Below are 17,040 nucleotides of genomic sequence, written 5' to 3' on the forward strand. Positions count from 1 at the left end.
CCGCCATGGCCAGTCGTCCCGCCTCCCCAAGTCGTGCCGCCGGTCCGCGCCGGGCCGGCGCCGCTTCCGGACGCGGCCCGGGCGAGGCCGGCACCGAAGCGCTGCTGCACACCGCCTGCGTCAAGGCCGGCGCCGGCGCAGCCCTGCAGATCGGTCTGGAGCGGGCGCCGCTGCTGCGGCCGCTGCTGCCGGCAGGCCTGCGCCGGGCCGCCCGCAGTGAATCGGTGGAATCCATCCAGCGCCGATTGATCAAGGCGATATACCGGCGTCATGGCCTCAAGCCGGCGGCCTGGGAGCTGGAGGCTGTGCTGGCGGTGGCCCAGACCCAGGCGGTGATGGCGCCGCTGGCCAGCCAGGAAGGCTTGCGCGCCCTGCTCTCACGCTGGCTGCCGGATGCGCTCAGCGGCCCCCTGGTGCGCTACACGCCGCTGGAACCGCTGGTGACCGCCACCGCCCGGGCGGTGGCCGCGACCTGGGCGGCCGGCCGCTATGCGGACAGCGTCTGCCGCATTCGCCAGGCAGGCGTCGACTGGCTGCCGGCGCCGCTCGCCGATGCCCTGCGCCTGGCTCCGTCCACACTACGCGACTGGAGTGCCGAGGCGCTGTCGCTTGCCCTGCCACCGGTGCGCTTGGCCGGTGCCCTGGGCCGACGGCTGGCGGGACTGATCGAGCCGGCGCCGGCCACGCCACCGAAAACCGGAGCCCGCCCACGCACGGCTCAGAAGACCAGGAAATCGGCCCGGCAGCCGCGCTCGACCCAGATGCCGTCGCGAAGGAAACCCCAGCTGTAGCCGTAGTCGCAGCCGGCCTTGCTCAGACGACGCTCGACGCGCACGCCGCGCACGCCGCCGGGCACGCGACAGAAGCGCGGGCGGTGCTCCACCGACTCGCAGCGCACGACGCGCGGACCGTAGTGACCGTAACCCTGGCCGCCGTAACCGTCATCGTAGCCGCCATGGCCACGGCCGTACCCGCCGCCGCGGTAGCCGCCGCCGACCTCGAACCGGGCCCGGCAGCCGCCGGTCACCCAAATACCGCCGCGGTCGTAACCCCAGGTGTGTCCGGGCACGCAGGCCGCCTTCGAATCGCGCTTCAGCAGACGTACGCCGCCGCGGGTGTCCGCGGGGCAATAACGGTCGCGATGGTCGATCGAGGCGCAGTCGACGATGTAGCGGCCGGACGGCGGCCCGTCGCCATGGCGGTCCCCATGCCAGGCGCCGGCGATGCCGGGGATGGCGGCAAGGGCAAACAGGGCGGGACGAAAGGAGATCGACTTCATCGCAGGACTCCGTGGCAGCGGTCCTCCACGGACCGTCGCCGCGAGTCTGGGCAGCCGGGGATGAATCGCCGGGCAATCCGCCACCCGGCGCCGGCAAGCGCTCAGGGGCGATTCACGCCCGTTCGAACGGGAAGGCCAGCACGTCGGACACCTTGTCGGTGCCGAGCAGTGCCATCAGCAGCCGATCCACGCCGAGGGCGACGCCGGCGCAATCGGGCAGCTTGCCCAGACTCGCCAGCAAGCGTTCGTCCATCGGCGGCAATGTCGCCTCCCTGGCCTGGCGCCGGCGCAGGTCGGTTTCGAAGCGTGCCCGCTGTTCCACCGGATCCCGGAGTTCGTGGTAGCCGTTGGCGACCTCCAGCGGGCCGACATAGGCCTCGAAACGCTCGGCCACCGGCGGATCGCCCGGGCGGATCCGCGCCAGCGCGCACTGGCTGGCCGGCCAGTCGTAGACCAGCAGGATGCGGTTGGCCGGGATGCCGGGCTGGACGAGGTGGGTCATCAACAGATCCAGCCAGTCGTCCCGCGACAGACCGCGCGGATCTATGTCGTAGACCGACAGCGGCGCGCGCAGCTCGGCCTCGCTGGCGGTCATCGGATCCAAGCCGAAGTGGTCGAGGTAGAGCTGCCGGAAGCTGGTCTCGCGCACGCTGGCCCGGCGACCGGCCAGGGCCAGGGCAGCCTTGAGCAACTCGGCGGTTTCGTCCATCAGCCGGTGATGGTCCCAGCCGACCCGGTACCATTCCAGCATGGTGAACTCGGGATTGTGCCGCTTGCCCACCTCGCCGTTGCGGAACACCCGGCCCAGCTCGTAACAGTCACCGACGCCGGCGGCCAGCAGGCGCTTCAGCGGGAATTCCGGCGAGGTGCGCAACCAGCGCTCCGGGGCCCCGGCGCCTTTCGGACCCTCGAAACGCAGGCGGAAACTCTCGATGTTCGGCTCGGTATTGCCGGCGGCCGACAGGATCGGCGTTTCCACCTCGAGCACTCCGCGCTCGGCGAAGAAGCGGCGGATCATCGCGTACAGCTCGGCGCGCAGGCGCAGGGCCTCCGGCTTGGCGGTGGGTTTCCAGTCCTTCATGACGCAATAGGCTACGCCGGCATCCGGGCCGCCGGCGTGACGGCCGTCAAGCGGCTCCGTGTCCGTTCAGGAAGGCCAGCAGGCGGTCCTCGTCCCAGACCTCGATGCCCAGCTCGCGGGCCTTGTCCAGCTTGGAACCCGCGGCCTCGCCGGCGACCACGAAACTGGTCTTCCTGCTGACGCTGCCGGCCACCTTGGCCCCGAGCGCCTGCAGGCGTGCCCCGGCCTCGTCGCGGGACATCGAGGACAGCGCCCCGGTCAGCACCACGGTACGGCCGGCCAGCGGCCCCTCGGCCGCCCGTTGCGGCCCGCCTTCCGCCCAGTGCACGCCGGCCCGGCGCAGCGCGGCGATGACCTCGCGGTTGTGCGGCTCGGCGAAAAAGCCGGCGATGCGCGCCGCCACCACCGGGCCGACGTCGGGTATCTCCACCAGCTCGGCCTCGCTGGCCGCCATGATCGGTTCCAGGGCGCCGAACCAGCGCGCCAGGGTGCGCGCCGTGGACTCGCCGACGTCGCGGATGCCCAGGGCGAACAGCAGCCGCTCCAGGGTCGTTGCCTTGCTGGCGGCGATGGCCTCCACCAGGTTCTCGGCCCAGCGGGTGGCGATCTTGCCGGCTCTGACCGTCTCCGGCACGGTACCGTCGCGCTCGTCGGCGCGGCGCTTCATCTCCAGGAAATCGTCCAGGGTGAGGGCGTACAGGTCGGCTACCGTTTTCACGTAGCCGAAATCCACCAAGGCCTCGATGTAACGTTCTCCCAGGCCGTCTATGTCCATGGCCCGGCGCGAGGCGAAATGCACCAGGGCCTGCTTGCGCTGGGCCGGGCAGTACAGGCCGCCGGTGCAGACGATGGTGGCGCCCTCGGCGTACTCGACGCCGGCCCTGGTCTGGCGCAGCACCTTGCGCACCGCCTCGGTGTGCGAGCCGCAGGCCGGGCAGCGGTCCGGGAACTCGTAGGGCGGGTGCAGGGGACGGCCGCGGCGGTCGCGCGGCCGGCGCTCCTCGACCACCCGCACCACTTCGGGAATCACGTCGCCGGCGCGGCGTACGATCACCGTGTCGCCCACCCGCACGTCCAGGCGGGCGATCTGGTCGGCGTTGTGCAGGGTGGCGTTGGTGACGGTGACCCCGCCCACCTGCACCGGCGCCAGCCGGGCCACCGGCGTCAGCGCGCCGGTACGGCCGACCTGAACTTCGATCGCCTCGACCGTGGTCAGCTGCTCCTGGGCCGGAAACTTGTGCGCGATCGCCCAACGCGGCGCCCGCGAGACGAAGCCCATGGCCTTCTGCTGGTCGTAGCGGTCCAGCTTGTAGACCACGCCGTCGATGTCATAGGGCAGCGAATCGCGCCGCTCGCCGACGGCGCGGAAATAGGCCAGCAGGCCGCCGAGGCCGCGGGCGGTGCCGGCTTCCGGCGAAACCGGGAAGCCGAGTTCGCGCAGCGCCCGCAGGGTCTGCGAATGCCTGGCCGGCAGCGTCCAGCCTTCCACCACGCCCAGGCCATAGGCGAAGAAGGCCAGCGGCCGGCTGGCGGTTATCTTCGGATCGAGCTGGCGCAGGGAACCGGCAGCGCCATTGCGCGGGTTGGCCAGCACCTTGCCGCCGGTCTCGCGCATGCGGGCGTTCCAGGCCTCGAAGCCGGCCCGCGGCATGTAGACCTCACCGCGCACCTCCAGCACCGCCGGAACCTGTCCTCCGCGCAGGCGCAGCGGGATGGCCTTGACCGTGCGCAGGTTGGCGGTGACGTCCTCGCCGGTGGCGCCGTCGCCGCGAGTGGCGCCGCGCACGAACAGGCCCTGCTCGTAGCGCAGGCTGATCGCCAGGCCGTCCAGCTTGGGCTCGACCGAGAATTCCGGCTCCGGCTCGCCCAGCTCGCGGGCGATGCGCTGGACGAAGTCGGCCACCTCCTCGTCGGAGAAGGCATTGCCCAGGGACAGCATCGGCACTTCGTGCCGAACCGGCGCGAAGGCCGAGGACGGGGCCGCGCCGACCCGCCGGGTAGGCGAATCTTCCGCGGCCAGCTCCGGATGCTCGCGCTCCAGCGCCTCCAGCTCTCGCATCAGGGCGTCGTACTCGGCGTCCGGGATTGCCGGATCGTCGAGCACGTGATAGCGGTAGTTGGCGTCCTCGATCAGCCGCCGAAGCTCGGCGACGCGCGCGGCAGGTTCGCTCATGGCTGCGTCAGCGGGTGGTGCGCAGGTCCCACTTCTGCTGCTTGCGGTCGTAGCCGCGCAGGTCCTCGCGGATGTGGGCGATGCGCTGGCGGCCGAGCGCGTTGCGCTCCTCGTCCAGCAACACGCCATCGAGCAGCTCGGCCATGCGCTGGGCGGTGGGCAGCATGGCGTCCCAGGCATCCAGGGCCGGCAGCGGCCCCGGCAGGGCCATGAAAAAGCTGATGCCCGGCGTGCGCAAGTCCTGGATTCGGGCCATGTCGAAGGATCCCGGCTTGACCAGGTTGGCCACGCTGAACACCGGCCCCTGCTCCGGGTGGTTGTCAACCAGCCGGTGAAAGACGTTCATGTGGCCGAACACCAGCCCGGCCTTCTCCGCCGCCACCACCAGGTCTGGGCCATGGAAGGCCTGGCCGGCGCGCGCCGCCAGGTAGAGGGTCACGATCTTGTCGAAGTTCCCGCCAGGCCGGGCCCCGGGCGCCGCCACCGCAGGACGGCGGTCCGGCACAGGCTCGCCGGCCAGGGTCTTCTCCAGCAGGTCCAGCTCTCCCTGCTCCACGGCTGGTTCCTGCCCGCCGGCGCCGGCGTCGGCCTCGAGGATCTCGCGCAGGGTTGGCTCCTGCCGGTCGCGGCTGCCGCGGGTGCCGGCGGCACGCTGACCCTGGCCGGGGCGGCGGCGACTGGTCAGGATGATGACCGCGAACAGGACGACGGCGGCCGCGCCGATGGCGATGCGCAGCAACGCGGTCTCGCTGAGTCCGTCGAACATGGCTCCCTCCCTGCCGCCATCCGGCCGCGCGGGCGCGGCCAACCCGCGAAATGATGCCCGAATTCGCGGCTGCGGTCAGGCCGCGCCGGCCAGGCGCGTGGCCTCAGCCAGGTCCACCGACACCAGGCGGCTGACGCCGGGTTCGCGCATGGTCACGCCCGAAAGCTGCCTGGCGGCCTCCATGGTCGCCTTGTTGTGGGTAACGAACAGGAACTGCACCTTTTCGCTCATCTCCGTGACCATGCTGCTGAAGCGGCCGACGTTGGCCTCGTCCAGCGGCGCGTCCACCTCGTCCAGCAGACAGAACGGCGCCGGGTTGAGCCGGAAGATGGCGAACACCAGCGCTACCGCGGTCAGCGCCTTCTCGCCGCCGGAAAGCAGCGAGATGTTGCTGACCCGCTTGCCCGGCGGCCTGGCCATGATCGCCACGCCGGTGTCCAGCAGGTCCTCGCCAGTCAGCTCCAGGTAGGCATGGCCGCCGCCGAACAGGCGCGGATACAGTTCCTGGATGCCAGCGTTGACCCGGTCGAAGGTTTCCTTGAAGCGGCCGCGGGTCTCGCGGTCGATCTTGCGGATCGCCTCCTCCAGGGTTTCCAGGGCCTGGGTCAGGTCGGCGTGCTGGGAATCCAGGTACTGCTTGCGCTGGGACTGCTCGCCGTACTCCTGGATGGCGGCCAGGTTGACCGGTTCCAGCCGGCGCATGCGCGCCTCGATGTCGGCCAGGGCTTTCTGCCAGGGCTCGACCGCGGCATCCTCGGGCAAGCCGGCCAGCACCTCCTCCAGCGACTGGCCGGCCCCGGCGATCGCCTCGGCCAGCTGGCTGGCTCGCAGTGCCACCGCCTGCTCCTGCAGCCGGCGGCTGGTGATGGCCTCGCGCTGGGCCAGGGCTTCCTGGTCGCGCTGCTGCCGGCTCTGTTCCAGCTCGCGCATCTCGCCCTCGATGCCGTCCAGATGCGAGCGGGCGGCGGCCAACGCCTTTTCGGCGCTGACGCGCTGCTCCAGCGTGGCCTGGTGCTGGGCTTCCAGCGCCTTCACCGGCGCGTCGCCCTCGGCCAGCTGGGCCTTCAGTTCGTTCAGGCGCACTTCCAGCTGCGCCTTCTGGTTGCCCATGCGGGCCAGTGACTGGCTGAGCGCGACCACGCGGGCGCGCTGCGATTCCAGGGTGAGGGCCAGCTGGTGGGCGGCCTCACGGGTTTCACGCGCGGCCTGACGGGCGGCGTCGCGCTGCTCGCTCAGCTCGCGGCGCTGGGCGTCCAGCCGCTGACGCTCGTTTTCCAGCTCGCCCATCTTCGCCACCGCCTGCTCCAGGCGGGCACGGGCCTCGCGGGCATTGGCCTGCGACTCCTCCAGCGTCGCCGCCAGGGCTTCCAGTTCGCCGTCAATGCGGGCGGCCCGGGCCTGGGCCGATTCCAGCCTGCCCTGCTGGCCCTGCAGCTGGCCAGCCAGCTCGGAGACACTGCGGTGGGCCAGGTAGAGGCTGCGCTGGGCGTCCTCGCGATGCTGCTCGGCCTCAAGCAGGCGGTCGCGCAGGCCGGCGAGGGACTCGTTGAGTTCCTGTTCGCGCCTGGCCAGCGCTTCGATCTCGGCACGCAGGCCCTGGATGTCGCGCTCGCGCGCCAGGGCGCCCTGCTGCGCCTCGCCGCTGCGGATGGCGCGCAGCCAGCCCTGGCCCAGCCATTCGCCGGCGCGGGTGACGGCGGCCTCGCCCTCGCCCAGGCTGAGCGAACGGACGGCGGCCATGTCCTCGACGGCGCGCACGCGCGCCAGCAGGCGGCGCACGGCGTCCGGTCCCTGCACTTTCGCGGCCAGGGAACCGGCCGGCGCCTCGAAACCGCCGCGGGCGGCGCCGACCAGGGCGACGCGGCCCTGGCCCAGGCCGGCCAGGGCCTCGAGATAGTCCAACGGCGCATCCACCGCCACCGCTTCCAGCAGGCTGCCGAGCACGGTCTCGACGGCGGTCTCCCAGCCCGGCTCCACCTCCAGGGCCTCGCCCAGGCGGGTCTGGCCGTCCAGGCCCTGGGCCTTGAGCCAGTCCAGGGCGGCGTTCTTTTCCTGACCCAGGGCGGCGTGCTGCAGGGCTTCCAGCGACGCCAGGCGGCCACGGGCGGCCTGGCTGTGCTTGCGCACCTCGGCAAGCTCGGCCTGCTGCTGCCGCTGCCTATCCTGCAGCGCCGTCAGGGCGGCCTTGCGTTGCTCCAGTTGGCTGGCCAGGCCATCCAGGCCGGCCTTCTGACGGTCGTGCTGGCTGCGCATCTCTTCCAGCGCCGACACGATGGCGGCGGTGTCCAGACCGCTGCGCTCGACGGCCAGCGCCTCGCGGCGGCGGCCGGCTTCCAGCGCCTGCTTCTCCAGGTATTCGATCTTGGTGCGCTCGACCTCGGCCCAGCGCGCGGCTTCGGACTGGGCACGGGCATAGGTGTCCCAGCGCTGCTGCCAGTCCTGCAGCGCCGCCTCGGCGACGCGCAGGGCCTCCTGGCGGCTGGCGTCCTGGGCCTGCAGCTGCGCCAGGCGCGGCTCGTCGGCGGCGATGGCGTTGTGCAGCTCGGCCAGCTGGCGCTCGTCGCCGCTGATGTGCTCGCCGACTTCGGCGAAGGCGGCGTCGGCCTCGGCGCGGGCCTTCTCCAGGCGCTGGCGCAGTTCCTTCTGGTGCTGGATCTGTTGTTCGATGCGGGCCAGCTCGCCACCGACCCGGTAGACCTCTGCCTGGGCCTTGCCCAGGGCCTCGGAGGCAGTGACGTGGCGGGCACGGCATTCCTCGATCTGCGCCTCGGCCCTGCGCTGGTCGGCCAGCACGGCCTGCAACCGTATCTCGTCCTGGGTCAGCGCCTCGCGCAGACCCTTGAGCTCGGCGTCGTGGCGCCGGTATTCCAGCGCCTTGAGCTGCGCGTCCCTGACCACGCGTTCGGCCTGCAGGGCCTGATACTGCTCGGCGGCGCGGGCCTGGCGTTTGAGGTGCTCGAGTTGCTTGTCCACCTCTTCGCGCAGGTCGTTGAGGCGATCCAGGTTCTCGCGGGTGTGGCGGATGCGGGTTTCGGTTTCCTTGCGCCGCTCCTTGTATTTGGAGATGCCGGCGGCCTCCTCCAGGTACACGCGCAGGTCCTCGGGCCGGGCTTCGATGATCTGGCTGATCATGCCCTGTTCGATGATCGAGTAGCTGCGCGGCCCCAGGCCGGTGCCGAGGAACAGGTCGGTGATGTCGCGGCGACGGCAACGGGCGCCATTGAGGTAGTAGTTGCTCTGGCCGTCGCGGCTGACGGTGCGCTTGACCGAGATCTCGTTGAAACGGGCATATTCGCCGCCGATGGCACCGTCGCTGTTGTCGAAGATCAACTCGACCGTGGCCTGGCTGACCGGCTTGCGCGCCGAGCTGCCGGAGAAGATCACGTCGGTCAGCGAATCGCCGCGCAGGCGGCTGGCCGAACTCTCGCCCATGACCCAGCGCACCGCGTCGATGATGTTGGACTTGCCGCAGCCGTTGGGACCGACGATGCCGGTCATGTTGGTGGGCAGATGCAGGACCGTCGGGTCCACGAAGGACTTGAAGCCGGCGAGCTTGATGGTGGACAGGCGCATGCGTCGGGTTTCCGGGCGGCCGGGGCGAGGGCACCGGCCACGGGGCGCAGGTCACGCCCCGCTGCTGGGTTCATGGGGTGTCTCCGGACCGGCCGCGTGTCACTACAAGTTATTGATTTTACTTGGAGTGCGCGGCGCCCCAGCCGGAGCTTCGCGGCAGTATAGCAGCGCCCCGGCAAGGCCCAGACCCCTTGCCACCGACACCGTCCGGCGAGCCTAGCCCAGCCCCACCTCCTCCGGGGTCCGGGCGTCTATGGACAGCGCGTGGATGTCGGTCTGCATCAGCTCCCCCAGGGCGGCGTAGACCCGCCGGTGGCGGGCCAGCGGAGCGAGGCCGGCAAAGGCCCGACTGACCACGCGCACGTGGAAATGTCCACGGCCGTCGCGGGCACCGGCGTGGCCGGCATGCTTGTGGCTGTCGTCGCGAACCTCCAGAACCAGCGGCGCCAGCGCCGCCTCGAGGGCGGCCCGGATCGCGACCGGACGCTGCTCGCGCGGCAGGCTCACGGCAATACCGGCCGGAACGGCCGGACCTCGACCCGGGCATACACCCCGGCGGCGACGTAGGGATCCGCTTCGGCCCAGGCCTTCGCCTCTTCCAGGCTGGCGAACTCCGCCACGATCAGGCTGCCGGTGAAACCGGCCGGCCCGGGGTCCTCGGCATCCAGGGCCGGCAAGGGTCCGGCCAGCTTCAGCCGGCCGGCTTCGCGCAGGGCCTCGAGCCGCGCCAGATGGGCAGGCCGGCTGGCCTGGCGTGCGGCCAGGGAATGCTCGTGATCGTGTCCGAGGATGAAATACCACACGACATCTGCTCCAGCCGGGAGGCAGCAGTATCGACCAAGCCACCGGACCTCGGGAAGCCGGGGCTGTGCGCACCGCGTTGTGCACGGCATGATGCCGCATGGCCGAACGCTGGCAGATCCATCCTGTCACACCCCAGGCACGCCTGATTGAAAAGGCGGCCGAGCGCATCCGCGACGGCGCCCTCGCCCTGGCCCCCACCGATGCCGGCTACTGCCTGGCCTGGGGCCTGAACGCCAGGGAAGCGGAAGAACGGGTGCTGCGCCTGCGCGAACTGGACAGCCGGCATCCTTTCACCTTACTCTGTCGCCAACTGAGTGAGGCCGGCCGCCTGGCCCGGCTCGACGATCGGGCCTTCCGGCTGATGCGATCGCTGACCCCGGGGCCTTGCACGTTCATCCTTCCGGCCTCCGCGGATCTGCCCAAGCGCATCAGGAACAGCGGCCGCAGCAAGCGGCGCGACATCGGCATACGCCTGCCCGCCCATCGCGTGAGCCAGGCCCTGCTGGAAGCCGTCGGCGAACCGCTGCTGTCTACCAGCCTGGTGCTGCCCGGCGACGAGGCCCCGGCCAGCCACGGGGCCGAGGATGTCGCCGGACGCTGGCTGCGCTGGGCGGACCTGATGCTGGACGCCGGGGATTGCGAGCCGGGGCCGACCAGCATCGTGGATTGCACGGGCGAGGAGCCCGTCCTCGTGCGCCAGGGTTTCCATCCCGTGGCGCTTTGAAACAGCCAGGCGCCCGCTCCCGCGGGCGCCTCCCGGGCGGGGACCCCGAGAACCACATCCGATGACCGAACCGAACGCCGCCGACGCCGAGCAGTCGCGCCCGGGTATCCCGCCCAGGCCCCAGCAGCAGGAGATGCCGCTGGCCATCGTCATGGGCCAGCCGGTGCTGCAGATGCCGCAGGACCTGTACATCCCCCCGGACGCACTGGAAGTCATCCTGGAAGCCTTCGAGGGCCCGCTGGACCTGCTTCTGTACCTGATCCGCCGGCAGAACCTGGACATCCTCGACATCCCGGTCGCCGAGATCACCCGCCAGTACGTGGACTACATCGAGGTGATGCGCGAGCTGCGCTTCGAACTGGCGGCCGAATACCTGGTGATGGCCGCCATCCTGGCCGAGATCAAGTCGCGGATGTTGCTGCCGCGCCCGCCCAGCGAGGAAGGCCTCGAGGAAGACCCGCGCGCCGAACTGGTGCGCCGGCTGCAGGAGTACGAGCGCTACAAGAAGGCGGCCGAGGATCTGGACCTGCTGCAGCGCCTGGACCGCGATACCAGCGTCGCCGGCGCCCATGTGCCGGATCGGGCCACGCTGAAGGTGCCGCCGCCGGTGGAGCTGCGCGAGATGCTGCTGGCCCTGCGCGACGTGCTCAAGCGGGCCGAGCTGTACAGCCATCATGCGGTCCGGCGAGAGGCCCTGAGCGTGCGCCAGCGCATGGGCGAGGTGCTGGCGCGCCTGGGCGACGGCCAGTTCCACCTGTTCCAGACCCTGTTCAGTGCCGAAGAAGGCCGGCTGGGCGTGGTGGTCACCTTCCTGTCCATCCTCGAGCTGGCCAAGGAGCAGTTGATCGAGGTGGTACAGGAGGCGCCGCTGGCGCCGATCTACCTCAAGTCGCTGGCCGTGGCCGGCGAGGCGGCCAACGAACCCGAACTCCCAGAACCGACCTCGGACGGCGGCGAGACCGTCGCCGAGTGAACCCTCCCAGATCCGCGAGACCATGGACCCGACCCTGATCCGACAGATCGTCGAGGCCGCCCTGCTGGCGTCCCCGCAGCCCCTGACCCTGGCCCAGTTGGCCGAGCTCTTCCCGGAGGAGGAAGCGGCCCCGCCGGGCAGCCTCCAGCAGGCCCTGGACGAACTGCGCGAGGCCTGTGCCGACCGCGGCGTCGAGCTGGTCGAGGTCGCCTCGGGTTTCCGCTTCCAGGTCAAGACCTCGGTGCACGCCTGGGTGGCCCGGCTCTGGACCGAACGCCAGACCCGCTACACCCGCGCCACCCTGGAGACCCTGGCCCTGATCGCCTACCGGCAGCCGATCACCCGCGGCGAGATCGAACAGATCCGCGGCGTCGCCGTCAGCTCCAACATCATCAAGGCCCTGGAGGAGCGCGAGTGGATCCGCGTGGTCGGCCACCGCGACGTGCCCGGCAGGCCGGCCCTGTTCGGCACCACCAAGACTTTCCTCGACTACTTCGGCCTCAGAAGCCTGGACGAACTGCCGCCGCTGGCCGAGCTGAAGGAAATCCCGGAGCTGGAACCGGAGCTGCCCTTCGAGCGCATCCCGCCGGGCGTGGCCAGTGCCGCCATGGGCGAGGACGGCGGCGGCGACAACGGCGAGGCCGGCGGCGAAACCGCGCCGGTTGCGACCGGTGTACACGGCGGGACCGGCGCGCAAGCACCGGTCGCCCACGACGACCACGACGCCGGCGAGCCCGGCCACGGCGAGGCTGGCGACCAGGCCGCCTCCGACATCCACGAAGAGGCCGGCGAAAACGCCGAGCCGGAGCAGACACGATGAGCGCCCCACGCAAGGTCCTTTCGCTCAAGGCCAAGGACACCGGAAACACCACCGCCCCGCGCGCCGAGGAACGCCTGCACAAGGTGCTGGCCCAGGCCGGGCTGGGCTCACGCCGCGCGCTCGAGGAGCGCATCGCCCAGGGCCTGGTCCGGGTCAACGGCGAGGTCGCCCGCACCGGCCAGTCGGTGCGCAGCGGCGACCGGGTCGAACTGGACGGCAAGACTTTCGTCGCCACCGCCCTGAGCGAACCGCCGGCGGTGCTGCTTTACAACAAGCCCGAGGGCGAGCTCACCACCCGCGAGGATCCCGAGGGCCGGCCGACCGTGTTCGAGTCGCTGCCACGGCTGAAGGGCTCGCGCTGGGTCGCGGTCGGCCGCCTGGACATCAACACCACGGGCCTGCTGCTGCTGACCACCGACGGCGAGCTGGCCAATGCCCTGATGCATCCCTCCAGCGGCATCCAGCGCGAGTACGTCTGCCGCATCCACGGCGAGGTGCCGGACGAGGTGGCGCAGCGCCTGGCCCGGGGTGTCGAGCTGGACGACGGCCCGGCCAGCTTCGACGAGATCGAGCGCATCGGCAGCTCCGACTCGCATGCCTGGTTCCGCGTGGTGCTGCACGAGGGCCGCAACCGCGAAGTGCGCCGGATGTGGGAGTCGCAGGGCTTCCAGGTCAGCCGGCTCAAGCGCGTGCGCTACGGCGACATCGTCCTGCCGCGCACGCTGAAGCGTGGCCACAGCCAGGAGCTCCCCGAGGCCGAAGTGCGGCGCCTGCGGGCGAAGCTGGGCCTGGAGGACGGCATACCCGCGCTCACCCTGCAGCCGGTGATCGGCCAGCGCCGCTCCCGCCCCACCGAAATCCGGGTCGGCAAGGACCGCAAGCAGGCGTCCTACGTCAACGGCGCCATGCTCGAAGAGGAGGCGCGCGAACTGCGCCGCTTCGACCACGTGCGTGAAGAACCGCGCCGCGGCCGGCGCGGCGCACCCGGCAAAGGCAAGAAGCGCGGCAGCAAACCCGGCCGCGGTCCGCGCAACGACGACTTCGGCAACCGCGCCACCGCACCGGGCGGCCAGGTGCCGGGCGGCAAGCGGCGTCGGCCCGGCAGCCGCGGCGACCCCCAGCCGGCGCATGTGCACCACGAGGCCAACCCGGCCGCCTTCCGAAGCTGGTACGTGCCAGAGGGCGTGGATACCGTGTCGCGGGTGGCGCCCCCGCGCGGCGCCCGCCCAGCCAAGGGGCGCGGAGGTCAGGGCAAGCCGGGAACGGGTGGCCGTCCCGACGCGCGCCCGGGCAACCGCGGCGGCGGCAAGCCGGGCGGCGGCGGCAAGCCGGGCGGCGCCGCCCGCCCGGGTGGCGGCAAGCGGCATGGTCGTGGCCGTCAGGGCGGCGGCCAACGCCGTCCGGAAGGACTGCCCGGCGACGACTGAGTCAGCAACCACTTCGCGATCTCAGCGCAGCTCGAAGGCGTCGGCGTCCAGGTGCGCGGGGAAACGCTCCCGATGCGCCGACAGCGCTGCCGCCGACAGCGTGACCGTGGCCACCTGCTCGCGCGCGTCCAGTTCCAGCAGCGGCTGGCCCAGGAAATCGTTGACGGCGCTGCCGCCGAGGTAATCGATGCCGTTGCCGTCGCGCCCGGTCCGGTTCACGCCGGCGCAGTAGGCCAGGTTTTCGATGGCGCGGGCCCGCAGCAGCGTCGTCCAGGCATGCTGGCGTGGCGCCGGCCAGTTGGCCACGAACAGCAGCAGGTCGTAGTCGAAACGGCCCGGCGCTTCGTGATCGAAGCGGTTGCGGATGAACACCGGGAATCGCAGGTCGTAGCAGACCAGCGGCCGGATCCGCCAACCCTTGAGCTCGACGGCAAGCGGATCGCGGCCTGCCGCGTAGCGCTCGTGCTCGCGTGCCATGCGGAACAGGTGCCGCTTGTCGTAGTGGCACAGCCCGCCGTCCGGCGTGGCCCATAGCAGGCGGTTGTACACGCCAGCGCCTTCCCGGATCTGCACACTGCCGGCGACCACGGCGCCCAGGCGAGCGGCCTGTTCGCGCAGCCAGGCCACGGTCGGGCCGTCCATGCCTTCGGCCCCGGCCAGGGCCTCGTTGCTGAATCCGGAGGTGAAGGTCTCCGGCAGCAGCACCAGGTCGGTGGCGCCGGCCAGCGGCGCGATCAGCCGTGCATAGCGCTCGCGGTTGCCGGCCGGGTCGTGCCAGCGCGTGTCGCCCTGCACCAGAGATACCCGCAGGTCCTGCATCACAACCGCTCCAGGCGCTCGATGGCGGCGTCCAGGGTGCTTTCGAGCTTGGCAAAACACAGCCGGGCCAGGCGCTGGCCGGCGGGCGGCGATTGGTAAAAGGGCGAAAGCGGGATCGCCGCCACGCCCTTCTCGACAGTCAGCCAGCGGCAGAACTCGACGTCGGACAGGTCGCTTGCGGCCGAATAGTCCACCAGCTGGAAATAACCGCCCGGCACTGGCAACGGCCGCAGCCTCGTGCCCTCCAGCTGGCGGCGGAAACGGTCACGCTTGGCCTGGTAGAAGGCGCCCAAGCCTTCGTGGTGCCCGGGCTCGTCGCGGATCATCTCGGCCAGGGCCCACTGGGCCGGAGTGAAGCTGCAGAAGGTGTTGTACTGGTGCACCTTGCGCAGCTCGGCCGAGAGCGCCGGCGGCGCGATCGCGTAGCCGATCTTCCAGCCGGTGCAGTGGTAGGTCTTGCCGAAGCTGGAAACCACCACCGCCCGCGCGGCCAGTTCCGGGTCGCGCAGCACGCTCTCGTGCCGGCGGCCGTCGAAGACGATGTGTTCGTAGACTTCGTCGGACAACAGCACGATGTCGGTACCGGCAAGGATTCCGCGCAGCGCCGCCAGGTCGGCAGCACCGAACATCGCTCCCGACGGGTTATGCGGGCTGTTCACCATCAGCATGCGGGTGCGCGGGCTGATGGCGTCGCGCACCCGCTGCCAGTCCACCGAAAAATCGGCCGGGTCCAGCGGCACGTGCACGGCGCGGGCGCCGGCCAGTTCGATGGCCGGTTCGTAGCAGTCGTAGCAGGGATCGAGCACGATCACCTCCTCGCCCGGATGCACCAGGGCCAGCACCGCGTCGAAGATCGCCTCGCTGGCGCCGCCGGTCACCGTCACCTCGGCATCGGCGTCCACGCGGCGGCCGTAGCAGGCCAGGGTCTTGTCGGCGATGGCCTGGCGCAGGGCCGGGATGCCGGTCGAGGGGGCGTACTGGTTGCGGCCCTCGCTCACGGCCCGGGCCAGGGCGTCCACCAGCCGCTGCGGCGGCGGAAAATCGGGGAAGCCCTGGCCGAGGTTGACCGCGCCGTGCTCGGCGGCCAGTTGGCTCATCACGGTGAAGATGGTGGTGCCCACCCGGGGCAGGCGCGTGCGTGGGGTCATCGGCGTGGTCGGCATGGTTTCCGGCGATTATGCCGGCCAGGCCGGCCGGGTGAAGCATTCGCGCCGGGATTGACCCTCGTCATGGACCGGTGACGCGCCCAGTCGGTAGCATCCGCGCCGATGGATCACTCCGCCGCCGCCGCCGTGCCCCTGCTGCAAGCCCGCGGCCTGGCGTTCGCCCGCAACGACGAGCCGGTGTTCGGCCCGCTGGATTTCCGGCTCGGGGCCGGCGAAGCGCTGCTTGTCCAGGGCGGCAATGGCGCCGGCAAGACCACCCTGCTGCGCGTGCTGGCCGGCCTGCTGCCCGCCGCCGCCGGCGAAGTGCGCCTGCAGGGCCGCCCGGTGGACCGTGAACACCTGGCCCGCGGCAGCGCCTACCTGGGCCACCAGCCCGGGCACAAGGCCGAACTGGGTGCAGCCGAGAACCTGGCCTACAGCCGAGCCCTGCACGGGGGCGGTGGCCCGGACATCGCCGAGGCCCTGGCCGAGGTCGGCCTGGCCGGCTACGAGGACGTCCCGGCCCGGCGCATGTCCGCCGGCCAGAACAAGCGCCTGGCCCTGGCCCGGCTGCGCCTGCAGTCGGCGCCGCTGTGGCTGCTGGACGAGCCCTACGCCAACCTCGACCTGGACGGCATCGCCCTGGTGAATCGCCTGGTGCAGGCGCATCTGGGCGAAGGCGGTGCGGTGCTGCTGACCACCCATGGCGCCTACGCGGCGCCGCCGGTGCCGGTGCGCACCCTGCACCTGGGCCCGGCCCGGGGCGAGCCGTGAGCGTGGCCTCGGCCTGGGACGCGGCGCGGGCCCAGGCCCGGCGCGACCTGCAACTGGTGTGGCGCCGGCGCGGCGATGCCGCCCAGCCCTTGCTGTTCACCGTGATGGTGGTGGCCCTGTTCCCGCTGGCCTTGGGAGCGGAACCGGAGCAACTGGCCAGGATCGCCCCGGCCGTGCTGTGGGTGGCGGTGCTGCTGGCCGGCCTGCTGACCCTCGATTCGCTGTACCGCAGCGACGTCGAGGACGGCAGCCTGGAGCAGATGCTGCTGGCGCCGGTGCCGCTGGCCTGGCTGCTGACGGTACGGGTGGCGGTGCACTGGGCCACCACCGCCCTGCCCCTGGTCCTGCTGGCGCCGGTACTGGCCGAACTGATGTACCTGCCGCGGGAACTTCTGCCGGTGCTGCTGGTCTCGCTGGCGCTGGGTACGCCGCTGCTGAGCCTGCTGGGGGCGGTGGTGGCGGCGCTGACGGTCGGGATACGGCGCTCTGGTATGCTTCTGGCCCTGCTGGCGCTGCCGCTTTTCCTGCCCGTGCTGGTGTTCGGTGCCGGCAGCGTGATGGCCGCCGCCCAGGGCCTGCCCTGGGCCGGTGCGCTGCTGCTGCTGGCGGCCGGACTGGCCCTGGCCCTCGTGCTCGCGCCGCTGGCCGCCGCCGCGGCCATCCGTATTGCCCTGACCTGACC

14 protein-coding genes and 2 pseudogenes are annotated in these 17,040 nt (G+C 71.5%); 7 read left to right on the forward strand and 9 right to left on the reverse strand.

From position 1 onward, the window contains the following. Window positions 1-5 precede the first annotated feature (5 nt). Complete coding sequence (locus F0415_RS01145) at window positions 6-791, forward strand: hypothetical protein (protein ID WP_149859359.1); 786 nt, start codon at window positions 6-8, stop codon at window positions 789-791. Here the strand turns inward: F0415_RS01145 and F0415_RS01150 are convergent. The 7 genes from F0415_RS01150 to F0415_RS01180 form a co-directional block, all read right to left on the reverse strand. Beyond that, complete coding sequence (locus F0415_RS01150; RefSeq protein WP_149859360.1) at window positions 719-1,279, reverse strand: DUF3011 domain-containing protein; 561 nt, start codon at window positions 1,277-1,279, stop codon at window positions 719-721. The genes F0415_RS01145 and F0415_RS01150 overlap by 73 nt on opposite strands. Window positions 1,280-1,391: 112 nt before the next feature. Beyond that, on the reverse strand, window positions 1,392-2,360 hold the full coding sequence (epmA, locus tag F0415_RS01155; RefSeq protein WP_149859361.1) for an EF-P lysine aminoacylase EpmA: 969 nt from the start codon (window positions 2,358-2,360) through the stop codon (window positions 1,392-1,394). Window positions 2,361-2,406: 46 nt separating this feature from the next. Continuing rightward, window positions 2,407-4,533 carry an NAD-dependent DNA ligase LigA gene (gene ligA, locus F0415_RS01160; protein WP_149859362.1) on the reverse strand — a complete coding sequence of 709 codons (2,127 nt, stop codon included), beginning with the start codon at window positions 4,531-4,533 and terminating at the stop codon, window positions 2,407-2,409. 7 nt (window positions 4,534-4,540) lie between these two features. Next, the gene (gene zipA, locus F0415_RS01165) at window positions 4,541-5,299 is read right to left on the reverse strand and encodes a cell division protein ZipA (protein WP_149859363.1); all 759 of its coding nucleotides are present in this window, start codon (window positions 5,297-5,299) and stop codon (window positions 4,541-4,543) included. Window positions 5,300-5,374: 75 nt separating this feature from the next. Continuing rightward, the gene (gene smc, locus F0415_RS01170; RefSeq protein WP_149859364.1) at window positions 5,375-8,872 is read right to left on the reverse strand and encodes a chromosome segregation protein SMC; all 3,498 of its coding nucleotides are present in this window, start codon (window positions 8,870-8,872) and stop codon (window positions 5,375-5,377) included. A 216-nt stretch (window positions 8,873-9,088) separates the two neighbouring features. After that, on the reverse strand, window positions 9,089-9,379 hold the full coding sequence (locus tag F0415_RS01175; RefSeq protein WP_425457797.1) for a BolA family protein: 291 nt from the start codon (window positions 9,377-9,379) through the stop codon (window positions 9,089-9,091). Further along, window positions 9,376-9,675 carry a YciI family protein gene (locus F0415_RS01180; RefSeq protein ID WP_149859365.1) on the reverse strand — a complete coding sequence of 100 codons (300 nt, stop codon included), beginning with the start codon at window positions 9,673-9,675 and terminating at the stop codon, window positions 9,376-9,378. Before F0415_RS01180 ends, F0415_RS01175 begins: the two co-directional genes overlap by 4 nt. A 98-nt stretch (window positions 9,676-9,773) precedes the next feature. On the opposite strand from F0415_RS01180, the gene F0415_RS01185 reads away from it, so the two are divergent. From F0415_RS01185 to rluB, 4 genes and pseudogenes are all read left to right on the forward strand, one after another. Then, the gene (locus F0415_RS01185) at window positions 9,774-10,400 is read left to right on the forward strand and encodes an L-threonylcarbamoyladenylate synthase (RefSeq protein ID WP_149859366.1); all 627 of its coding nucleotides are present in this window, start codon (window positions 9,774-9,776) and stop codon (window positions 10,398-10,400) included. Between the two features lie 61 nt (window positions 10,401-10,461). Beyond that, complete coding sequence (locus F0415_RS01190) at window positions 10,462-11,373, forward strand: segregation and condensation protein A (RefSeq protein ID WP_149859367.1); 912 nt, start codon at window positions 10,462-10,464, stop codon at window positions 11,371-11,373. Window positions 11,374-11,395: 22 nt separating this feature from the next. After that, window positions 11,396-12,181: pseudogene (scpB, locus tag F0415_RS01195) on the forward strand (SMC-Scp complex subunit ScpB); the annotation flags it as partial. A gap of 8 nt (window positions 12,182-12,189) precedes the next feature. Next, window positions 12,190-13,614 (forward strand): annotated as a pseudogene (gene rluB / locus F0415_RS01200) (23S rRNA pseudouridine(2605) synthase RluB); the annotation flags it as partial. 27 nt (window positions 13,615-13,641) lie between these two features. On the opposite strand, the gene F0415_RS01205 reads toward rluB, so the two are convergent. Together F0415_RS01205 and F0415_RS01210 are read right to left on the reverse strand one after the other, a co-directional pair. Next, window positions 13,642-14,439: an amidohydrolase gene (locus tag F0415_RS01205; protein ID WP_149859369.1), complete on the reverse strand. Its 798-nt coding sequence runs from the start codon at window positions 14,437-14,439 to the stop codon at window positions 13,642-13,644. Beyond that, the gene (locus F0415_RS01210; protein ID WP_149859370.1) at window positions 14,439-15,587 is read right to left on the reverse strand and encodes a pyridoxal phosphate-dependent aminotransferase; all 1,149 of its coding nucleotides are present in this window, start codon (window positions 15,585-15,587) and stop codon (window positions 14,439-14,441) included. Before F0415_RS01210 ends, F0415_RS01205 begins: the two co-directional genes overlap by 1 nt. A gap of 120 nt (window positions 15,588-15,707) precedes the next feature. On the opposite strand from F0415_RS01210, the gene ccmA reads away from it, so the two are divergent. Next, complete coding sequence (gene ccmA, locus F0415_RS01215) at window positions 15,708-16,358, forward strand: heme ABC exporter ATP-binding protein CcmA (RefSeq protein ID WP_149859371.1); 651 nt, start codon at window positions 15,708-15,710, stop codon at window positions 16,356-16,358. After that, the gene (ccmB, locus tag F0415_RS01220) at window positions 16,355-17,038 is read left to right on the forward strand and encodes a heme exporter protein CcmB (protein WP_149859372.1); all 684 of its coding nucleotides are present in this window, start codon (window positions 16,355-16,357) and stop codon (window positions 17,036-17,038) included. The genes ccmA and ccmB overlap by 4 nt, the downstream gene beginning before the upstream one ends. Window positions 17,039-17,040 lie beyond the last annotated feature (2 nt).

This window comes from Arenimonas fontis, from assembly GCF_008386465.1.
In the GTDB taxonomy this organism is placed as follows: domain Bacteria; phylum Pseudomonadota; class Gammaproteobacteria; order Xanthomonadales; family Xanthomonadaceae; genus Arenimonas; species Arenimonas fontis.